15 protein-coding genes and 2 tRNA genes are annotated in these 22,315 nt (G+C 34.6%); 11 read left to right on the plus strand and 6 right to left on the minus strand.

The features are described 5' to 3' along the window. Positions 1–214: 214 nt before the first annotated feature. From BK054_RS05965 to BK054_RS05980, 4 genes are all read left to right on the plus strand, one after another. On the plus strand, positions 215–3,442 hold the full coding sequence (locus BK054_RS05965) for a SusC/RagA family TonB-linked outer membrane protein (protein ID WP_006262527.1): 3,228 nt from the start codon (positions 215–217) through the stop codon (positions 3,440–3,442). Between the two features lie 18 nt (positions 3,443–3,460). Beyond that, complete coding sequence (locus tag BK054_RS05970; protein WP_006262528.1) at positions 3,461–4,999, plus strand: RagB/SusD family nutrient uptake outer membrane protein; 1,539 nt, start codon at positions 3,461–3,463, stop codon at positions 4,997–4,999. A 247-nt stretch (positions 5,000–5,246) separates the two neighbouring features. Continuing rightward, positions 5,247–6,896 carry an alkaline phosphatase PafA gene (gene pafA, locus BK054_RS05975; protein WP_071307066.1) on the plus strand — a complete coding sequence of 550 codons (1,650 nt, stop codon included), beginning with the start codon at positions 5,247–5,249 and terminating at the stop codon, positions 6,894–6,896. 142 nt (positions 6,897–7,038) lie between these two features. Continuing rightward, complete coding sequence (locus BK054_RS05980; RefSeq protein ID WP_071307067.1) at positions 7,039–9,963, plus strand: M16 family metallopeptidase; 2,925 nt, start codon at positions 7,039–7,041, stop codon at positions 9,961–9,963. A 205-nt stretch (positions 9,964–10,168) separates the two neighbouring features. Here BK054_RS05980 and mfd read toward each other — a convergent pair whose 3' ends face one another. Together mfd and BK054_RS05990 are read right to left on the minus strand one after the other, a co-directional pair. Then, entirely contained in the window at positions 10,169–13,531 is a 3,363-nt protein-coding gene (mfd, locus tag BK054_RS05985) for a transcription-repair coupling factor (RefSeq protein WP_071307068.1), read from the minus strand. A 3-nt stretch (positions 13,532–13,534) separates the two neighbouring features. Continuing rightward, positions 13,535–14,134, minus strand: coding sequence for a hypothetical protein (locus BK054_RS05990; protein ID WP_071307069.1), 600 nt, complete (start codon positions 14,132–14,134; stop codon positions 13,535–13,537). 165 nt (positions 14,135–14,299) lie between these two features. Here BK054_RS05990 and BK054_RS05995 point away from each other — a divergent pair, with 165 nt between their 5' ends. Then, the gene (locus BK054_RS05995; RefSeq protein WP_071307070.1) at positions 14,300–15,253 is read left to right on the plus strand and encodes an NAD-dependent epimerase/dehydratase family protein; all 954 of its coding nucleotides are present in this window, start codon (positions 14,300–14,302) and stop codon (positions 15,251–15,253) included. Between the two features lie 111 nt (positions 15,254–15,364). Then, positions 15,365–15,562: a PLDc N-terminal domain-containing protein gene (locus tag BK054_RS06000; RefSeq protein WP_006257796.1), complete on the plus strand. Its 198-nt coding sequence runs from the start codon at positions 15,365–15,367 to the stop codon at positions 15,560–15,562. Positions 15,563–15,572: 10 nt separating this feature from the next. On the opposite strand, the gene BK054_RS18430 is transcribed toward BK054_RS06000, so the two are convergent. Then, positions 15,573–15,746: a hypothetical protein gene (locus BK054_RS18430; protein WP_006257795.1), complete on the minus strand. Its 174-nt coding sequence runs from the start codon at positions 15,744–15,746 to the stop codon at positions 15,573–15,575. 323 nt (positions 15,747–16,069) lie between these two features. Between BK054_RS18430 and BK054_RS06005 the strand changes: the two genes are divergently transcribed. From BK054_RS06005 to BK054_RS06015, 3 genes are all read left to right on the plus strand, one after another. Continuing rightward, a complete protein-coding gene (locus BK054_RS06005) occupies positions 16,070–17,362 on the plus strand; it encodes an aldehyde dehydrogenase family protein (protein WP_041895081.1) in 1,293 nt (430 codons plus the stop codon). A 29-nt stretch (positions 17,363–17,391) separates the two neighbouring features. Beyond that, positions 17,392–18,033 (plus strand): trimeric intracellular cation channel family protein, encoded by a 642-nt coding sequence (locus BK054_RS06010; protein ID WP_006257792.1) that lies wholly within the window; start codon positions 17,392–17,394, stop codon positions 18,031–18,033. Between the two features lie 85 nt (positions 18,034–18,118). Further along, positions 18,119–18,192 (plus strand) — tRNA-Asn (locus BK054_RS06015). 450 nt (positions 18,193–18,642) lie between these two features. Here BK054_RS06015 and BK054_RS06020 read toward each other — a convergent pair. After that, positions 18,643–18,858 (minus strand): hypothetical protein, encoded by a 216-nt coding sequence (locus BK054_RS06020; protein ID WP_071307071.1) that lies wholly within the window; start codon positions 18,856–18,858, stop codon positions 18,643–18,645. 510 nt (positions 18,859–19,368) lie between these two features. On the opposite strand from BK054_RS06020, the gene BK054_RS06025 reads away from it, so the two are divergent. Continuing rightward, positions 19,369–19,442 (plus strand) — tRNA-Asn (locus tag BK054_RS06025). Between the two features lie 593 nt (positions 19,443–20,035). Here the strand turns inward: BK054_RS06025 and BK054_RS06030 are convergent. After that, positions 20,036–20,470, minus strand: coding sequence for a VOC family protein (locus tag BK054_RS06030; RefSeq protein ID WP_006257791.1), 435 nt, complete (start codon positions 20,468–20,470; stop codon positions 20,036–20,038). A gap of 289 nt (positions 20,471–20,759) precedes the next feature. Here BK054_RS06030 and BK054_RS06035 point away from each other — a divergent pair, with 289 nt between their 5' ends. After that, on the plus strand, positions 20,760–21,176 hold the full coding sequence (locus tag BK054_RS06035; protein ID WP_006257790.1) for an HPP family protein: 417 nt from the start codon (positions 20,760–20,762) through the stop codon (positions 21,174–21,176). Positions 21,177–21,340: 164 nt separating this feature from the next. Here BK054_RS06035 and BK054_RS06040 read toward each other — a convergent pair whose 3' ends face one another. Further along, entirely contained in the window at positions 21,341–22,309 is a 969-nt protein-coding gene (locus BK054_RS06040; RefSeq protein WP_071307072.1) for a YbhN family protein, read from the minus strand. Positions 22,310–22,315 lie beyond the last annotated feature (6 nt).

Consider the following 22,315-nt stretch of genomic DNA (forward strand, 5'->3'; position numbering starts at 1 on the left):
AATAGATGTTTTTGCTTTGTATTTATTCATAATATGTGAATTATTTCTTTGTAAAATACTTTGTTTTATGTTAAAATGATTAGATATATATTTGATTTTGGTGTATTTTTTTAAGTAATTTTGTGTTTATTTATTGATTAAGTATGTAATTTGTTTTTTCATGTTATTTTTTTTATATTTTTGACAATGCTAAAATAATCTTAAAAAGATGTTTATGAAATTAAAACTTTACTTAACGTTTTCTATGCTTGTGTTAACAAGTGTGGTTTTTGCACAAGCAAAAAAGACAATAACTGGAAGTGTAAAAGACACTGACGGTTTACCGTTGATTGGTGCAACTATTGTTCTAGAGGGAACTGACTTCGGAACAAGTGCAGATGATCATGGGATATTTACAATTAATGCAGGCGAAGGCGATGTGTTAGTTGTTTCTTATGTGTTCTATGAAACACAAAGAATTAGATTAACATCAAAAACACATTATGACATAAAATTAAAAGAAGATGGTCAGGTGTTAGAGGATGTAGTAGTAGTAGCTTATGGTACTGCTACTAAAGAATCTGTAACAGGTGCTATCGCTGTAGTAGGCAGTGATGATATTGCCAAAAGACCAGCAACAAATGCTCTTGGTGCATTAGAAGGGGCAGCTCCAGGTATTCGTGTGAATAATGCTTCTGGTCAGCCAGGTGCAGAGCCAAGTATTCGTATTCGTGGGTTTTCTTCATTGAGAGATAATGCACCTTTACTTGTAGTTGATGGAGTTCCTTTTGGAGGAAATATTTCTGATATCAATCCAAATGATATTGAGAATATGTCTGTTCTTAAAGACGCATCTGCTTCGACTTTATATGGAAATAGAGCTTCTAATGGGGTAGTTTTAATTACAACTAAGAAAGCTTCTAAAGGAAAAGGTTTTTTTGGGGTTAATATGAAGCAAGGTTTATTTACTCGTGGTATGAAAGATTACGATAGATTAGGACCAGATGAGTTTATGGAAACAATGTGGACTGGATATAGAAACAGCTTAATTAGTAACAAGGTTAATTACGAACAAGCTAGTTTAATGGCTAATCAGAAATTAGTAAGTGATATCTTGTGGACTAATATTTACAACCTGCCTGGTGATCAATTATTTGTAGAAAATGGTAAATTGAATCCAAATGCTAAAATATTAGCAGGATATTCTGATGATTTAGATTGGTATAAGCCAATAGAAAGAACTGGTATGTATCAGGATATTAATATGAGTGGGCGTGTAGCTAATGATAAGGGAGGAGCTTATTTTTCTGGAGGATTCTTAAATAATGAGGGATACTTTAAAGGAAGTGATTTTAAGAGGTTTACAGGAAGGGTAAATGCTGATTATAAAGTAAATGATGCAATTAAGGTAGGTGCTAATATTGCTGCTTCTCATCAAATGTCAAATGGATTAAGTGCGACAACTAGTGACACAGGGCTTTATACAAATCCATTTATGTATGCTCGTAACATTGCTCCTATTTACCCTGTGCATGTACATGATCAAAAAACAGGAGATTATTTATATGATGGTGATGGGAATAAGATGTTTGATACAGGAGACTCTTCTCGTAAGCAGTTTAATGGACGTCACGTAATTTGGGAGAATGAATTAAATAGTAATGAATCTATCCGTAATACAATTAATGGACAGTTTTATGCAGATTTTAAATTCTTGCAAGACTTTACGTTTACAATTAAAGGAGATTTAAGTTTACGCAATAGCGAGAATAGAAAGTATGACAATGCTATTATTGGTGATGGAAAAGGAAATAGTGGACGTTCTAGAAGAGATGTTTATAGATATAAGACATACTCTGCACAGCAATTATTAAATTGGAATAAGAGTTTTGGAGACCACTCTTTAGAAGTGTTATTAGGTCATGAGAACTATAATACTGATTATAGTTATTTATATGGATTAAAAGCAGGTCAAACATTCCCTGGTATTCCTGAGTGGGTTAACTTCAGCGATGTTACAAGTTTAACTGACTATACAGTTAAGTATAGAACTGAAGGGTATTTATCTAGAGTGAAATATAATTATGCTAATAAATATTTCGCTGAAGCATCATTTCGTAGAGATGGATCTTCAAAGTTCCATAAAGATAACAGATGGGGTAACTTCTGGTCTATAGGAGGTAGCTGGATTATTAGTGCAGAAGATTTCTTTAAAGTGAAACAAATTGATTATTTAAAATTAAGAGCATCTTATGGAGAAGTTGGAAATGATGGAGGAGCTGATACTTACGCTTATCAATCGTTATATGCAATCGTTAAAAATGCTGGTAAACCTGCAATGTATAAAAATCAAAATGGTAATGTTGATTTACAGTGGGAAACTTCTTCATCTGTGAATGTTGGTATTGATGGGCGATTATTTAACCGTGCTAACTTTACAGTTGAATATTTTGATAAACGCTCTCAAAATTTATTGTTTGATTTAAGTATGCCATTATCAAATGGATCAACTAGTACAGGATCTCAGACTTCTAGTGTCACTAGTAATGTAGGAACAATTTCTAACAATGGATTAGAACTTTCATTTGATGTAGATATTATCCGTAATAAAGATTTTAAATGGAATTTTGGAGTTAATGCCACATGGATGAAGAATAAGTTAGTTACTCTTCCTGCAGAGAATAGAGAATTTGGAATTCCTTCTGCACCATTTTTAAGAAAAGAGGGTAAAAGTATATATGAATTTTGGTTACCAGTATTTGTTGGAGTTGATCAGTTAACTGGTAGATCATTATACGTTGTAGATAATGAGAGCTTTAATGTAAATGGTTCGGCGCCAGGGAAAGAAGAGATTGATGCTGTTAACTTAGTAACTATAAATGGGGTAACTTATACTACTAATGCTTCAGCGTATGGTAAGAGAGAGTTTGCTGGTAATGCTTTGCCAAAAATGGAGGGAAGTTTTACAACGTCATTTTCATATAAGAATTTCTCTTTATCAGCATTATTTACTTATGCTTTAGGAGGGAAGATGGTTGATTATTCGTATTTAAGTTTAATGACAGTTGGTTCAACTCCTAGTGCAATTCACAAAGATATTTTAGGATCATGGAAAGAGGCACCAGAAGGAATGACAGCAACATCACCTGATAGAATTGATCCTAATGGATTACCAATAGTTCAATTTGGTACTGTGGGATCACAAAGTAATGCTCTATCAAATAGATTTGTTAAGAGTGGAGATTATTTAGTTGTAAAGAATATATCATTGAATTATGATATGCCTAAGGCTGTTTTGACAAAAATGGGAATCAGTCAAATGAGCTTGAATTTAGGAGTAGACAATTTAGCTACTTTTACTAAATTAAAAGGAATGAGCCCACAACAATCATTTGGTGGTTATAGCCAAGATGCATGGGTAACTGCAAGAACATTTATTTTTGGGGTTAACTTAGGATTTTAATATTAAAACTAGATTAAGATGAAAATTAAATATATAAAATATGCTTTATTCTCTACAGTATTAGCTTTAGGCTCATGTAGTAAAGATTATTTAGACACTCTTCCAACTAATCAAACAGCTCCTGAAAATGTATTTAAAACTACGGAGACTGTTGCTATGGCTGTGAATGGATTAGCAAAAATTATGACAGCCCAGCATAATGCACAAGGGTATAATGGCGAAGGAACAATAAAATTACATTATGGTGAAATACCTGGAAATAATTCAAGAAAAGATATATTATCTGCGGTAGCTAATTTTGAGTATTTAGAGAATACAAGCCATGCACATAATTCTTACCCTTGGCATTATTACTATATGTTAATTACTAATGCTAACGCAATAGTTGACAAAGTAGATGGTGCAGAAGGACCTGCTAACGAAAAAAAATATTTAAAAGCACAAGCTTTAGCTTATCGTTCATATGCTTATACAATGCTAGTTCAACTTTATGGAAATCGATGGGTTGATTCAAATAAGGGAGAAACTAAATCCGTTATTTTAAGATTAACTCTTGATGATCCTAAAGAAATGCCATTGTCGCCTTTAAAAGAGGTGTACGCTCAGATTTATAAGGATTTAGATTTAGCTATTCAATTGTTTGAAGAAAGTGGTTATAAGAGAGGTGGAGCTAATAATTTTATGATAGATGTTAACGTAGTTCATGCTATTTATGCTAGAGCAGCACTAAATAAACAGGATTATACTGTTGCATTAAGAGAAGCAGGACTTGCAAAGAAAGGGTATCCTTTAATGTCTGTAGCAGATTATAAAGGTGGTTTTTCAAACCCTAATAAAGAGTGGATATGGAGTAGTTATGGTGCGACTGATGAGCAGTTACATTATTTTTCTTACGGAGCTTATATAGGATATAATTCAAACGCTAGTGCAGTACGAAACTCTCCAAGTCGTATTAGTAAAGAGCTTTATGAAACTATTCCAGCATCAGATATTCGTAAAGGGTTATTTATGGATCCTACTGGATATTCAGATAAAGATTTTAGTGTTGATAGTGGATTAACTGTAACTAAGAGTTCATTAGACTTGGATATTCGTTCTAAGTTTCCAGATATAGCCTCTGATGCTAGAACAGCTGCTTATATGCAAGTGAAAATAAAGAATAACGCTAATCCAGGGGTAGGACATATAAATCATTTCCGTTCTTCAGAGATGTATTTAATAGAAGCTGAAGCATTGCATTTCTTAGGACGTGATTCTGAAGCTGCAAAGTTATTAGAAGAATTAACTAGAAGTTCTGGTAGAGATGCAAACTATACTTGTTCTAAGTCTGGTAAAGAGTTATTTGAGGAGATAGTTAAGTACAGAGGTATTGAGTTATGGGGAGAAGGATTTGATTGGTTTGATTACAAACGTTGGAATAGAACTATTAGTAGAAAGTTAGGATCTGACGGAGGAAATGCAAGTCCAACATTTGCAAAGGAATTTACTCCGGAAATGAATAACAAATGGACATGGCGAATACCTAAAAAAGAATCAGATTTTAATCCAAACATATAATTAGCTTACAAATATTAAAGAATTAGTTAGCTTAAAGGCTGTTCAGTAATGAACAGCCTTTATTATTTTCAAGAATTCAAAATAATAACACTCTCTTAATCTTGGAATTAAGGAGTAAGTTTACTTTTGAACTAGATAACTTTAAATGTTAATATTGAAGTTTTTTGTCTATTATATGTTTGTAAAGTCTCTGAGTTTAATAGTTTTGTAGACAGAGACCTTATTAAACAAAACTAATCTTAAATAAATGAAATTTAAAACAACCTTATTTGCAGCAGTAGGCTGTATGTTTTCACTTTCTGCCTTAGCTGGTGAAACATTACCGAAACCAAAGTTAGTAGTAGGAGTAGTGGTAGACCAGATGAGATGGGATTACCTTTATAAATACTATGATCGCTATTCAGATAATGGATTTAAACGCTTATTAAACGAAGGTTTTTCAAGTGAAAACACACTAATAGATTATATCCCAACTTATACTGCTATTGGGCATAGTACTATTTATACAGGTAGTGTACCTGCTGTACATGGAATAGCGGGTAATGATTTTATCATTCAAGCAACAGGTGAGAGTATGTACTGTACTCAAGATGATAGTGTAGAAGCAGTAGGAGGTGTAGGTAAAGTAGGAAAACAATCACCTAAGAATTTATTAGTGTCTACTGTGACAGATCAGTTAAAACTAGCTACTAATTTCCAATCAAAAGTAGTAGGTATTGCTATAAAAGACAGAGGAGGAATATTGCCTGCAGGTCATTTTGCTAATGCTGCTTATTGGTTAGATGGAGCTTCTGGTGATTGGATTACAAGTTCTTTTTATATGAATGATTTACCTAAATGGGTAAAGTCATTTAATAAAGAGAAGTTAGCAGATAAATACTTTAAGAAAGGATGGAATACTTTGTATCCTATAGATACGTATGTACTAAGTACTGCTGATGATAATGTATATGAAGAACCTTTTAAAGGTGAAGATAAACCTGTATTTCCACGTGATTTAGTTAAGCTAAAAAAAGACAATGGGTATGACTTAATTAAAGCTACACCATTTGGAAATTCTCTAACTCTTGACTTTGCTAAAGTAGCAATTGATAGTGAAGCATTAGGAGCTAATCCTGCTGGAGTTACAGATTTCTTAGCTGTAAGTTTATCGTCTACGGATTATGTAGGACATCAATTTGCTATTAATTCGATTGAAGTAGAGGATACATATTTAAGACTAGATGCTGATTTAGCTGAGTTCTTAACTTATTTAGATAAGAAAGTTGGTAAAGGAAATTATACTTTCTTTTTAACAGCAGACCACGGAGCAGCACATAATCCTAAGTATTTTGCTGATCAAAAAGGTAACTCAGGTTATTTTAATACAGCTGAAGCAAAAAAAGTATTGAACGAAAAGTTAGAGAAAAAGTTCGGTGAGAAAGAAATCATCAAGAGCTTAACTAACTACCAAGTTCATTTAAACAATGTTTTGGTACAAGAGAAAGACTTAGAAGAAGATGATATTCGCGAGTTTATCGTTAAGGAGCTAAAGAAAATAGAAGGCATTGCTTTTGTAACTGATATGGATAAAGCGGCTACAGCAGCTATTCCTGCTAAGATACGTGAGCGTATAGTTAATGGATATAATATCAAGAGAAGTGGAGTGATTCAGTATATATTAGAACCACAATGGTATAGTGGAAGAAAAGATGCTAAAGGAACAACTCATGGAACTTGGGGATCTTATGATGCTCATATACCAGCTGTCTTTATGGGATGGGGGGTTAAGCCTGGTAAGACTATCCGTGAGACTCATATGACAGATATAGCACCAACTATTGCAGAGATCTTAAAAATAGAAGCTCCTAATGGAAATATAGGTACACCTATTCATGAAGCAGTAGATGTAAAATAAGCATATTATTAGAGTAAATATAAAGGTCAGTTGTAATATTACAACTGACCTTTTTTTGTGTTTGTAATTTAGATTGAATTTTAATAAAAGAGTGTGAAATTTATTTTATAGCTTTGGAAGATAGACACAAAAACACCGACAAATGAAAAAAAGGTATTTACTGTTCGGTTTTATTTTCTCTGTAAGTGCTTCAATGCATGCACAGTATAAAACTGTTACTACAAAAGACGCTAATGGATTTACTTACGAATACGTAGAGAATGACCCAGCTAAAGCAAGAGTGTATACTTTAGGAAATGGACTAAAAGTATATTTAGCTCAGAACCATGATGAACCACGTATACAGACGTATATTCCTGTTCGTACAGGATCTAATAACGATCCAGAAGATAGTACAGGACTAGCTCACTATTTAGAGCATATGGTGTTTAAAGGAACTTCTAAATTAGGTACTGTAAACTGGGCTAAAGAACAAGAGTTAATTAAACAAATCTCTGATTTATATGAGCAACATAAAGCCGAAAAAGACGTAGAGAAAAAGAAAGCTATTTATAAAAAAATAGATGAAATCTCTAAAATTGCATCTCAGTACGCTGTTGCAAATGAGTATGATAAAGCTGTGGCTTCTATCGGAGCTACAGGAACTAATGCGCATACTTGGTTTGATGAGACAGTTTATAAGAACGTAATTCCTTCTAATGAGTTAGAGAAATTCTTATTGATAGAGAGTGAGCGTTTCTCAGAACTAGTATTGCGTCTATTCCACACAGAGTTAGAAGCAGTATATGAAGAGTTTAATAGAGGACAGGATAATGATTATTGGGCTTCACATGAAGCAATGATGAAGTTATTATTCCCAACTACACACTACGGAACTCAGACTACGATAGGTACTTCAGATCACTTGAAGAACCCTTCTATGGTAGCTATTAATAATTACTTTAATGAATACTATGTACCAAATAATATAGCTGTTGTATTAGTTGGTGATTTAGAGTTTGAACCTACAATTAAGTTAGTTAACGCTTACTTTGGTTCAATGAAAAAAGCAAATCAACCTAAAGAATATATCGCTCAAGAGGCGCCTTTAACTAAGATACAAGTTAAGGACATCTATAGCCCACAAGCAGAGCGTGTAGAAATAGGTTTCCGTTTAGGAGGAGTTAAGACGAAAGATGCTATTTATCTTAACTTGATCGATATGTTGTTAAGCAATGGTCAGGCAGGTATTATAGATTTAGATGTAAATCAGCAACAAAAAGCATTGTATGCGTCTAGTTCACCTATGGTAATGAAGGACTACTCTGTACACCAATTGACAGGTATGCCTAATGAAGGACAGACTGTAGAAGAAGTTAAGGATCTATTATTAGCTCAAATAGAGAAACTTAAAAAAGGAGAGTTTGATGAGTGGTTGTTAAACGCAGTTGTCAATGAATTCCGTAAGAACTCTATGGAGGCTTTAGAAAGTAATGATGCAATGGCTACAGAAATGTACCAAGCATTTATTCATGGGCGTACGTGGGAACAAGCTGTTTCTGATTTAGAGCGTATGTCTAAGGTGACTAAACAAGAGTTAATCGACTTCGTGAACGCAAATTATAAAGACAACTATGTTGTTATCTATAAACGTCAAGGAGAGAATAAAGACTTAGTACGTGTAGAAAACCCAGGTATTACACCTATTGATATCAATAGAGATAGTGAATCAGAATTCTATAAACGTCTAAAAGGAATAGAAGTTAAAGAAATAGCTCCTGTGTTTGTTGATTTCAATAGCGCTATTCAAAAAGAGAAGATTGGTAAAACGAATAGTCAATTATATTCTATTAAGAATACTACAAATGATCTAGCAACTGTAACTTATATTACAGAAGTAGGTTCTGATAATGATAATAAGTTATCATTAGCTATTGGGTACTTAGATTATTTAGGTACTAGTAAGTATTCTGCTGCTGATATTAAGAAAGAGTTCTATAAGTTAGGTATTTCTTATGGTATTAGTACAGGTACAGATAAGACTTATATCACTGTAAAAGGATTGAAAGAAAACATCCCTGCAGGTATCAAATTATTAGAGCATTTAGTAACAGATGCTAAGGCTGATGATACTGCTTATGCTAATATGGTTGATCAGATCTTAAAAGGACGTTTAGATGCTAAATCAAGTAAAGGAGGAATCCAAAGAGCATTGAATAGCTATATCGTTTCTAATGGAGAGTTAAGCCGTTTTAAAGATATCTTAAGTGAGAATGAATTAAAGACTATTAAACCAACAGAATTAGTTGGATTAATTCATAACTTCTTCGATTACAATAATGATGTTTTCTACTATGGTAATGATAAGGAAACAGCGAAGAAAGCAATCGTAGAGCATCATAACTTAGGAAAAGGTAAAAAAATACCTGTTGCTAAAGTATATCCAGAACCAGCTACTGACGGAACATTGTACTTTGCTCCTTATGATATGGTTCAGGCAGAGATTACGTATAGAGCAAGAGAAGGTAAGTTTAATAAAGACTTATTAGCGACTAGCTCTGTATTTAATAACTACTTTGGAGGAGGAATGGCTTCAGTGGTATTCCAAGAAATTCGTGAGTCTAAATCATTAGCATATTCAGCTTATGCATACTATATGAATGCTGCAAAAGCTGACAAACATAACTATGTAATGGCTTATGTAGGTACACAAGCGAATAAATTACCACAAGCAGTAGAAGCAATGATGGAATTAATGAATGCTATGCCTCAAGGAGAAAGCCAATTCCAAAATGCTAAAAATACTGTTCTTAAGAATATCGCTACACAGCGTTATACTAAAGCACAGATATTCTCTTACTGGTTAAGCTTAAAAGAGAAAGGTATTGACTATGATATTAATAAAGATATCTACTCTCAAGTACAGAATATGCAGATGACTGATCTAGTTAACTACTTCGATAAATACGTAAAAGGAAAAACTTTCAACGTAGGATTATTAGGTAAGAAAGAGAACTTAGACTGGGAAGCTGTGAAGAAAATGGGTAAAGTAAAAGAACTTAGCCTAGAAGACTTATTCGGTTATTAATAGTAAGTTTTAAATTATATACTAAAGGAGCTTTGCATATAGTGCAAAGCTCCTTTTTCTTTTATTATAGAGAGAATTAGCTATGTATAGTAACTTATTATATCAGAATAAGATTAATGGCTGTAAATGTCTCTATTTAAGTTTTGATGATAGACTATATAGAAACGCCTGATATTAATACAATATCAGGCGTTATAAGTTTATGTTAAGCTTCAGCTGAATCTAAAAGTTCAATGTATTCTAACCCTTGTTTGATAGACTTTATATTTTTGAATGTTAGCAATAATCTCAGTCCATTCTTTGTCTGCTTCTCTTTCATCTCACAGATATTAGAACGGTGTTGTATGAAGATTAATACCTTTCTAAATTTGGCAGATTGATAGAAGTCTGACTGTTGATCCCCTAAGAAGTAACAAATCATCTTTCCTTGTTTCATCACGATCTTTTCTATTCCCATATTAGCAGCATGCCATTTGATTCGCAAGCTATTTAATAAAGCAATAGCCTGACGTGGCAGTGCACCGAATCGGTCTATTAATCGCTGTTCATACTGCTGCAAGACTTCTTCATTCGTTATTAAGCTCAGTTCGTTATACAGGTTTAGTCGCTCTGTGATATTATTGATATACTCATCAGGGAACAATATCTCGAAGTCAGTATCTATCTGAGTATCTTTTACGAATACCTTGTTTTCTTCTTTATTCTCTTCTTCGTATAGGTCTTTAAACTCGTTAGCCTTAAGCTCTTCGATAGCTTCCTGCATGATCTTTTGATACGTCTCAAATCCTATTTCATTGATGAAACCACTCTGTTCGCCTCCTAAGATATCACCAGCTCCTCTGATCTCTAAGTCTTTCATAGCGATGTTTAGACCACTACCCAGATCACTAAACTGCTCTAGTGCCTGTATTCTCTTTCTCGCCTCTTCTGTCATAACAGAATAAGGAGGACAGATGAAGTAACAGAACGCTTTTTTATTACTTCGTCCTACACGACCTCTCATCTGATGTAAGTCAGATAGCCCGAAGTTATTAGCATTATTAATCAATATCGTATTGGCATTAGGTACATCTAGTCCACTCTCGATAATGGTAGTAGCAACGAGTACATCGAACTCCCCATTCATAAACGCGAGCATTAGTTCTTCTAACTTTTTACCATCCATCTGACCATGGCCGATACCTACTTTAGCATCAGGTACGAGACGTTGTATCATACCCGCTACTTCTCTAATATTCTCTATACGATTATTGATGAAGTACACTTGACCACCTCTTTCTATTTCATAAGACACAGCATCTCTAATCACCTCTTCATTAAATCCTACTACATTTGTTTCGATAGGATATCTATTCGGTGGAGGAGTACTTATCACAGATAAGTCACGTGCAGCCATCAGAGAGAACTGTAGTGTACGTGGAATAGGTGTAGCAGTAAGTGTAAGTGTATCTACATTCTCTGATATCGTTTTCAACTTATCTTTTACAGCTACTCCGAACTTTTGTTCTTCATCTATAATTAATAATCCTAGATCTTTAAACACAATGCCTTTATTCACTAACTGATGTGTACCGATAAGGATGTCTATTTTACCAGCTTCTAGGTCTTTTAGTATTTCTGCTTTTTGTTTAGCAGTTCTAAATCTATTGATATAAGACACACGTACAGGCATATCCTTCAGACGCTCTGTGAATGTCTGATAATGTTGAAAGGCTAGGATAGTCGTAGGGACTAGTATTGCGACTTGTTTGCCATTATCAACCATTTTAAAGGCAGCTCTAATAGCTACTTCAGTTTTTCCAAAACCTACATCCCCACATACCAAGCGATCCATTGGTCTTTCTTGTTCCATATCCGCCTTTACCTCTTGTGTCGCTTTTAGCTGATCTGGAGTGTCTTCATAGATAAACGAACTCTCTAGCTCATGCTGTAAATAGCTATCAGGAGCACATTGGAATCCTTTCTGCAAACGGCGTTTTGCATATAGTTGAATAAGGTTAAAGGCAATGTGCTTAACACGAGCCTTTGTTTTATTCTTCAAGGTTTTCCATGCAGCCGAACCTAATTTATGGATCTTAGGTACAGCCCCGTCTTTACCATTGTATTTTGATATTTTGTGTAGAGAGTGAATACTTACATAGACGATATCATTATCAGCATATACTAGCTTGATAGCCTCTTGTGTTTTTCCTTCTACTTGTATTTTTTGTAACCCTCCGAACTTACCGATACCATGATCTATATGCGTTACATAATCACCTACCGAAAGAGAGTTTAGCTCTTTTAGTGTGATCGTTTGCTTTTTAGTATACCCATTCTTGATACTAAACTTGTGATAGCGTTCGAAGATTTGGTGGTCAGTATAGCAGACGATTTGCTTTTCCTCATCGATAAATCCTTCGAAGATCGGCATCACGATTGTCTTGAATGATTGTACTACTTTGTGATTATCATCTTCTTTAAGAGACTCAAATATATCTTTGAAGCGCTTAGCCTGATTCTCATTAGAACAGAATAGGTAGTTATAGAACCCATTGTCTGTATTGTCATTCAGGTTACGAGCCAGTAAGTCAAACTGTTTGTTAAACGAAGGCTGAGGTTTGATGTGAAACTCAACGGTCTTATTGACATCCATCAGTTTGGTATCATTCAGCTCCAGTAGCGTAAATAGCTCTAGCTTATGTAAGAAAGATTGTCCGTCTAAGAACATATCTTTTGGTTCCTTGTGCTTTAAATCTTTATTAAGTTTAGAGAAGGTATCTACAGCTCTATCGAACTGACGGTCTAGCTGTTCTACTGTCATAGCAGTATGCTGCGTTAGTATAACAGTCTTCTCAGAGATATAATCTAAGAAGCTCTCTCTTACCTCTGCAGAGAACTTGTTCTCTACGTTTGGGATGATAGTGATTTTCTTTTGTTTATCTACAGATAACTGCGTTTCTACGTCGAAGGTACGGATACTATCTATTTCGTCTCCGAAGAACTCTATACGGTATGGATTGTCATTAGAGAAAGAGAATACGTCTATAATCCCTCCTCTTACAGAGAACTCTCCCGGCTCAGCTACGAAATCAACTCGTTTAAAATTGTATTCAAACAATACCTCATTGATGTAGTCTATAGAGAGTTTATCTCCTTGATGTACTTTAAGTGTATTCTTTTCTAATACCTTTTTAGTAACCACTTTTTCGAAGATAGCCTCTGTATACGAAACAATGATAGCAGGCTTTTTACGAGAACTAATTCTATTCAATACCTCTGCACGTAGTAGTACATTAGCATTATCTGTCTCTTCTATCTGATACGGTCTTCTATAAGAACCTGGGTAGAAGAGAACATCGGTTTTATTGACTAGTGTTTCTAAATCATTTAGGTAATAAGCAGCCTCTTCTTTATCATTGAATATTAATAAAAAAGGAGCATCAGCTTCTCGGAATAAGGCTTCTATCTGAAATGAGATAGCCGAGCCTATTAATCCTTTTAGATATATTTTATTACCTCTAGATTGTAGGTCTTGGAGGAGTTGTTTTGTTTTTGAAGACTCTTGAAAGCGTTGTTTAATATCCATGCTCTATTCGTTTTCTGGTGTTGGGTTAGCCCTTCTTTCTTCGTTAATAGCCTCTAGCATCTCAGCTTCACCTTCTTCTTGTGGTAATTTTGCTTTGACAATATTTTCATCCATCTGAGCTAGAAGTAGTCTTAGCGCAGTGTTGGTATGCTTTAGATTTTGATCTAACTTTTCTATACTTATCGGAGTCACTTCTAAGAACATATTTAAGTTGTTTAGAGAAGTTTGTAGAAGTGCCATTCTAGCTTTGATGTCTGGCAAGTCTAGCTCCTTAGGATATTGTTGGTAAGTAAGGCTTTGTAGTAATTCTGTTATTCTATTAGCACTCTTCTGAAAAGCCCCTATAGTAGACACAGGTTTTAACTTTACCTCTTGTGCAAACTCTTGCCAAGGTTTCCAATCTTTTAGGATAACGTCTAACTCTGCTGAAGCAGCCGGAACACGTAGATTCCAGTTCTTCGTTAGATAGTCATACACACTGTCATTGTGTTGTGCTATTTTTAATTCTTGTTCTTTTGCGAACTTCTCTTCGTCTTTACACGAGAATGATACGATAGATACGAAGAATAAAAGAGGTAGAAGTATATATAAATTGCTTTTCATTGTTCTTATGATTTAGAGGTCAAATTTACAAAGTTCTGTGCTATTTTATACCACATAGATTGTCAGATTGTTATATAAGTTATAAAGTTATAGGAATCTTGATGGTGAAAATTGATTTGTAATAGGACTTAAACTATATTTGTGTACTTTTTAAATACACAAACAATGGGAACCAAAATTCTTATAATCGGAGCTTGCGGACAGATAGGTTCTGAGCTAACGCTTAAATTAAGAGATGTTTATGGAAGTGAGAATGTGATCGCTTCTGATATTAGAGAAGGAAATGAAGCTCTTATGAGTTCGGGACCTTTCGAGACATTAAATGCTATGGAGTTTGACGCTGTTGCGGCAGTTATAGAAAAACACCAAGTAGAGGAAGTATATTTAATGGCTGCATTGTTATCAGCGACTGCAGAGAAAAACCCTGCTTTTGCTTGGGACTTAAATATGAACTCGTTGTTCCACGTATTAAACCTTGCTAAAGAAGGTAAAATTAAAAAGATATTCTGGCCATCATCAATAGCTGTTTTTGGACCTACTACACCTAGACATAAGACACCTCAGTACACTGTGATGGAGCCAAGTACAGTATATGGTATTTCTAAGCAGACAGGAGAGCGCTGGTGTGAGTACTACTATAACAAATTTGGAGTAGACGTACGCAGTATCCGTTACCCTGGGTTAATCTCTTGGACTACACCTCCAGGTGGTGGTACTACAGATTACGCAGTAGATATTTTCTATAAGGCTATCGAGGATAAGCACTATGACTGTTTCTTATCTGAGGGGTCAGCACTTCCAATGATGTATATGGAAGACGCTCTGAATGCGACTGTAGGTATTATGCAAGCGAAGAAAGAAGATGTGAAGATTCGCTCTTCTTATAACTTAGGTGGTATCTCATTCACGCCAGAAGAGATAGCAGCTGAGATCACGAAGCATATCCCTGACTTTACGATAGAGTATAATCCAGACTTTAGACAGGCTATCGCTGACAGCTGGCCAGCTAGTATAGATGATACTTCTGCACAGCAAGACTGGGGATGGAATCATAAGTATGACTTATCTTCTATGACAGAAGTAATGTTAGAAAACTTGACAAGAGAATTAAAGAAATAGAACTTTAAATATTCTGAAGAGCCAGCTTATAGCTGGTTTTTTTTGTACTTTAGCTTTTAGTATAGAAAGAAAAGTTCTTTGTGATATATAACTAAACTACATAATAATAAAATGATTCTTTATGTTTGGCAGTTTTTCTTACTTTCACTTATTGGGCTAATAATTTATAGCTTGTATAAAGTAGGAAGATCAACGTTAGAATATAATTATAAGGTGATATGGTGCCTCATCATTATATTCGCTCCAGTATTAGGCGCTATAGCCTATCTGTTAGTAGGGAATAGAGATAAAAAAGTAAGCCAGCTATAAGCTGGCTTTTTTATTTGCGTAGTTTTTTAAAGACTAGTTTATACAGTGGTACTACTACGATGACTAGCGATATTATAGCTAATGCTAGGATAACGCTACTACTGATAGCTGTCATAGAACGAAGTACTATAGTGATTATAAAAAGGAAAGCCCCTAAGAGCAATAACTTTACATTTTTATCCATCTTTGTTTTTTTTGACAAAAGTAAAACTTTAGTTTAACTTATTAAATAGATAGATCACTAATGGGCTAACAATCATAACAAAAGATATCAGAAGCACAAAGTAAGCTAACTGCGCGCCTATTACATTTAAGTAAAATAAGATAAATGACAGGGCAAATAATGCGATGCCGATTAGAAAAATTAGTTGATTTCTACTCATAGTCATTTCATTTTAGGATGATACTAATTTAGCTATTTTAACTGAGTTGTCAAATTTTATCTCGTTGCTTAAGGAGGTTTGTAAAACAATTATTAATTTTAGAGAAAATGTAAACATTCAAACTATGGACAAAGTAGTAACAGATATTTTAGATAATGCCAATAGTGCATTTCTAAATTGGAAGAAACTTAAAGTGAGTGATAGAGTAGCTTATCTTCAGAAAGTTAAGCAGAACTTACTTACTAATGTAGAGGAGTATGGAAAATGTATGACATTGGATATGCATAAGCCTATTAAGCAAGCTGTAGCTGAAGCAGAGAAGAGTGCGAGGTTAATAGATTATTATATAGAGCATGGAGAAGAGATTCTAAAAGGGAGAACTATACAGACAGATTGGACAGAGACGTATACGGTGAATGATCCTTTAGGTGTCATTCTAGGAGTGATGCCGTGGAACTTCCCTTTCTGGCAAGTGTTTAGATTTGCTATCCCGACTTTATTAGCAGGTAATACGGTAGTAGTGAAGCATGCGAGTAATGTACCTCTTAGTGCGAAGGCATTAGAAGACTGCTTTAGAGTAGAGGGGTATGAGCAAGTGTACTTTAATGTAACTGTAGCAGGTAGAGAAGTAGATGCGATCATCGAGTCTCCTATCATCAAGGGAGTATCTCTTACAGGGAGTGAGGCAGCAGGTAGCTCTGTAGGGAAGAAAGCAGGAGAATTGATTAAGCCTACAGTGTTAGAACTAGGAGGGAGTAATGCCTTTATCGTAAGAGAAGATGTGGATATAGACGCTCTTATCCCCACAGCTATCAATGCTAGATTTCAGAATACTGGGCAGAGCTGTATAGCAGGAAAGCGATTTTTAATCCACAATGCTATTATTAAAGAATTTACAGATAAGTTTGTAGCCGCAGTCAGAGAGATCAGATTCGGTGACTTAATGGATCATAATACAGGTATCGGGTTGATGGCTAGAGAAGATTTAGCGATAGAACTAGAGACGATTATGAATGATTCTGTACAGATGGGAGCGAAGATCGCAGTGGGAGGTAAACGCGATGGAGCGAAGTTCGAGCCAACTGTGATCACAGATGTCACACCAGATATGCCTGCATTTAAGCTAGAGACTTTTGGCCCGCTAGCGGTTATCGTTGGCTATGATACATTCGATGAAGCGATAGAGATGAGCAACGATTCTCGCTTCGGATTAGGTGTGGCGATGTTTAGTAAAGATGTCGAATTCTTAAAATCTAAGGTTCACGAGTTCGACGAAGGAGCTGTATTTATAAACGAGATGGTAATCTCTGATCCTAGAGTACCATTCGGAGGGAATAAGTTCTCTGGAATAGGAAGAGAAATGGCAGAAGAAGGATTATTATCATTCGTAAATAAGAAGTCAGTGGTAATTAAATAAGGCGGTTTTTATACATATATTGTCGTGTTATGCTAGATAAATTTATTGATTTTTGGACTACAATACACTTTGTAGACATTATTGAGTTCTTTGGGACTTGTGCATTTGCTATTTCGGGTATCCGCATGGCCTCAGCGAAGAGCCTTGATTGGTTCGGTGCATTAGTAGTAGGATTTGTCACTGCTACAGGAGGGGGGACTCTGCGTGACTTACTATTAGGAGTTACGCCTTTCTGGATGTTAAATAGTGTGTATGTGTGGTGTACGGTAATAGCATTATTCTTCGTGGTACTCTTTAGAAAACAATTAGTGCATCTAAACAGTACCTTCTTATGGTTTGACAGTATAGGTTTAGGTTTATTTGTTGTGGTAGGTACAGAGAAGACCATGTCTCTAGGCTACCCATTTTGGGTAGTAGTGATCATGGCGACTATCACTGGGATAGTAGGAGGTATCGTTAGGGATATAATGATTAACGAGATTCCTGCTATTTTTAAACAGGAGTGGTATGCGCTGACCTGTATATTCGGTGTGATGATATACTATCTACTTGATTATTTCAGTGTAGGTATAATTTTTACACAAATATTCTGTGCGGCTTCCGTTTTTGTAATTCGCTTGATAGCAAATCGTTATAAACTGGGGCTTCCGACCTTAAAAAGTGAAGAATAAAAAAGTTTTAATTTTTTAAATTAAATATTTGCAGATACTAAAAATCGTTATATATTTGCACCGCAATAAAGGTAAAATATAACCTTCCTCCTTAGCTCAGTTGGTTAGAGCATCTGACTGTTAATCAGAGGGTCCTTGGTTCGAGCCCAAGAGGGGGAGCAAAACAAAAGCCAGTCTTATGACTGGCTTTTTTATTTGGTGTACTATTGACATCACTTCTCTATCGTTATTACTGTAGTACATACTCTCTTTATATATTGTCTTCTGTGATATACTGTGCGCAGGTATGATTGTTTCCTATATATCGGATATAGAATATATCATCTATAGGCTTGAAAAAGACATACCATTGAGTATTGTTATTCCTTTTAAAAACAACATAAACTAAATCTTTTCCGTATTGATCAAAATGAGGAGGAGCGGGTTTATATGGTTTTACACTTATTTCTTTTTCTATTGTGTCGATGATCTAGCTAACATAATCGTATGCTGTCGATTTCGAACTAAGATATTTATTTTCGTATAAGATAGTAACGAGTTTGTTTAAGTAATTTTCTATCTCTGAATCATAAACTATTCTTATCATAGGGGTCAGTAGTTACTAGTCTTCTATTTTTCAAAAAGTGTATCAATGTGTTTAAAGACACGTTTTTTTAACTCATCTCCTATGACCCCTTGTTCTGCAGCATCATCAAGGAATGCTCTATCAGATACAACTAGATGTATGAACTTATCTCCGCGTTTAACAACTACTTTTTCAGTCTCTGCTAACTCTAAGTATTTTTTCTGTTCATTTTGTAAATCAGTTGGACTAATAACTATCATAGCTTAAAGGGTTTAAGTTTAGTATAAATGTACGAAATTATGGATAGGTAGCGTGTTATTATCTATCAGTATGATTTAATTATAGCAGATATATTATTGTTTGTAGTATATTATTAGTCTGTGTTTTTAAGAGCTATCTTTTTATTTTGTTTTACTATTTTTTTAGTGAATATCTAAAGAACTACTCTTAGTATATTTGTTGTTTATACTTTTTAGGTAGTTACCCTATCATTTATTTACAGTAGTTAGATAGAAGTGTAGAGGCTATTTTTAATAATAATATCAAGTAACCTCGTTAATGAATAATCGTTAAGCAGGTTGAATAGAACCTTTTTCTGTTTGTGATTAAAAAAAAATAAAAAATATTTATTTTTCTTCTATCTCATAATCAGATAGTTTTAATTCAAGCTTCATTTTTTTTGACACAAAATGCTCAAAAAGCCTATAAACAGTGAGGTATTTGATTAAAAATGTATATATTTGCAATGCAATAAAGGTAGAATATAACCTTCCTCCTTAGCTCAGTTGGTTAGAGCATCTGACTGTTAATCAGAGGGTCCTTGGTTCGAGCCCAAGAGGGGGAGCAAAACAAAAGCCAGTCTTATGACTGGCTTTTTTATTTGATATCTATTCCATTCTTGTCTTTAAGGGGGTTGATTATCTTCATTTTATTACCTGTTCATCTACTAGAGCATAAGCTTTTCTTCATTTTTAATTCTATCGATATCAAGTTAATATTCGCTTGCATTCCATTTTTTAGAACGATTAATAGGTGCTAGAACTAGCGTATTCTGTTATCTTTTTTACATTAATATTAGGAGTGGTCGGCATGTGGTCGGCTAGTGATGGGCATTTGGTCGGCTAAAAAGTACTATAAATAAGCCTATCACCTCCCTATCACTATGCTATCAAATAGGGAGCATACGAAGGCAAGTGAAAACATTGTCTCATTTGTGTAGAGGACGATAATAGAAGATGTCTAGGAGGTATAAAAAGAAAATCCCCTAATAAGATCTCTTATTAGGGGATTGATAATTATATAGTGTCTACAACAGCAGTGTTGGATAATATTAGTTAGTTCTATTTAAAGTTAGTCTTTTATAAAGTGATGTAATTAGAAAAAAAATCCCAACAGAAGGCTACTATTGGGATGGGATGATCAGGGGGTAAGGTCTTATTAGTACTGTCCGTCTCTACTGAAGTTGATCATCCATTGGATGCCAAATTGGTCTAATACCATTCCAAAATAGTCACCCCAAAACATGTCTTCGATCGGCATGATCACAGTACCACCTACCGCTATCTTAGCGAATAGATCATCTGCCTCTGCTTGGCTATCTGTGGATACTGATATCGAGAAATTGTTCCCTTGTACAATAGGTGTTGGATCGCCACATGAAGTATCACTACCCATTAAGACAGATTTACCGATAGGAAGTGAGACGTGCATGATTTTGTTCTTGTCCTCTTGGGATACTACGAATTCTGGGCTATCTGGAATGCTGTCGAATCTAACGAGGTAAGTGAATTCTCCTCCAAATACAGATTTATAAAAATTAAATGCCTCTTCACAATTGCCATTGAAGGTTAGATAAGTGTTCGTTGTTGCCATAGATATAATTTTTTAAGTAGTTAATTATGAAGCAATTTAGGTAAAAAACAGGCTTTTGGATAAACTGTTTTGAGATAAATTGTCACAATTTTTATTTTTCGAGTATTGGCAAGGGATTGGAGAGTTTTGAGATTGTGGTATATTCACTTATGGTGAATAATGTGTTCTATAAATACAACATTGCTATATAAATTACGACATTATTATTTAGTAAAACCTGCTTTTTATCATGTATTATGAGGTATGTAAGTGCAATCTTTGTACTAGAACAATAAAACACTATAGCACTATGAAACAAAGAGTACCAGTATCTCAAATTATGTCTAAAGCACTTATAGCTGTGCCAACTAATAAAAAGTTAAGTGAAGTAAACCAATTATTAGTAGAATATAATATTAGACATATCCCTGTTATAGAAGCAGAGAATGTAGTGGGGATCATCAGTAGCAACGATATCTTAAAGATAGGATATGGAGCAAATGATTTAGACCAAAGTGCATTAGACGCTATTTATGACGCTTATAAGTTAGAAGATGTAATGACGAAGAACCCAATCGTGGTGATGGATGATACTAATATCAAAGATGTAGCTGAGATCTTCTCTAAACAGCAGTTTCACTCACTTCCGGTAGTAGATAAGGATAATGTACTACAAGGAATAGTGACAACTACAGATATGATCAATTATTTAATAGCACAATATTAAAACAACAACAATTATCCCCACAAAGTAACCTATAAAGAAATAATGATTGATAACTGATAGCGCTGTTTATACCATCATTATACCAATTTACTGGTTTGTACTATTAAAGAGTGCCTGTCTAATATTTTAGATAGGTGCTTTTTTTATGATGAGGTAGTGCGTGATTAGTTTTTCTTTTGATTATAATACAGGGGTAAGATTAAGAAGGGTAGTGCTCCTAATATGACTACGATAGCGGTTTGTGTGGTCCATAATATCCACCCAAAGGCTGTACCTGCGACAGCAGAGATGCTGTAGATAGACAATAATTCTGCGATGATTAGCGGGAATGCTCCAAAACCTCCATTAGTAAATGATACAGCAAAGCTACCTGCTACAAAGGCAGACATAACGATAGGAATGCTTAGTGTACTAGTGGCTTCTATGGCGTGTGTACCGAAGTAAAATGTAGCGATATAGCCAAACCAAATAAGAAAAGTGTGGAATAAGAAACCAACTTTATAAGGCATCTTAAAGATGCTGCTGACTCCTTCTGTAAGTCCTTTGATTTTATTTTTAATAAATAGAATCACTTTCCATTTGCTATAATAAAATAAGGCAATAGTGGCTAATAAGCCTACGAATGCGATGATAGCTAATATACTTAGTTTCTCTACTGGGACCTTGGCTAATAAGAAGTCTTTTAGTACTTCATACTGTAAAATTAAGGCTAAAAATACGCAAAGCAATAAACAGATAAGGTCAATAATTCGTTCTGAAACGATAGATCCAAAGCCTTTGTCAAAAGGGACTTTCTCATATTTCTGCAAGACGATCGCTCTAGATACTTCTCCTGATCTAGGTACTGTCAGGTTAAGAAGATAACCAATAGAGATAGCCATAAAGTTAGTGAATGTGGATACGGGATAGCCCATATAGCGCAAGGCGTACTTCCATCTATAGGCGCGTGCCCACAGACTTAAAATAGAAAAGAAAGAGGAGATGATAATATAGTTATAATTAGCATCTCTAAACTGAGATTTCATCTCCTCTATCTGGTCTTCAGTAAACTGATTATAGGCGTAATAAACCAAAAAAACTCCCAACAAAAGTGGGAGTAATATATTCAATAATTTACTGATATTTTTTTTCAATAAGAG

This window comes from Myroides sp. ZB35, from assembly GCF_001865835.1.
GTDB classification, from domain to species: Bacteria; Bacteroidota; Bacteroidia; order Flavobacteriales; family Flavobacteriaceae; genus Flavobacterium; species Flavobacterium odoratimimum.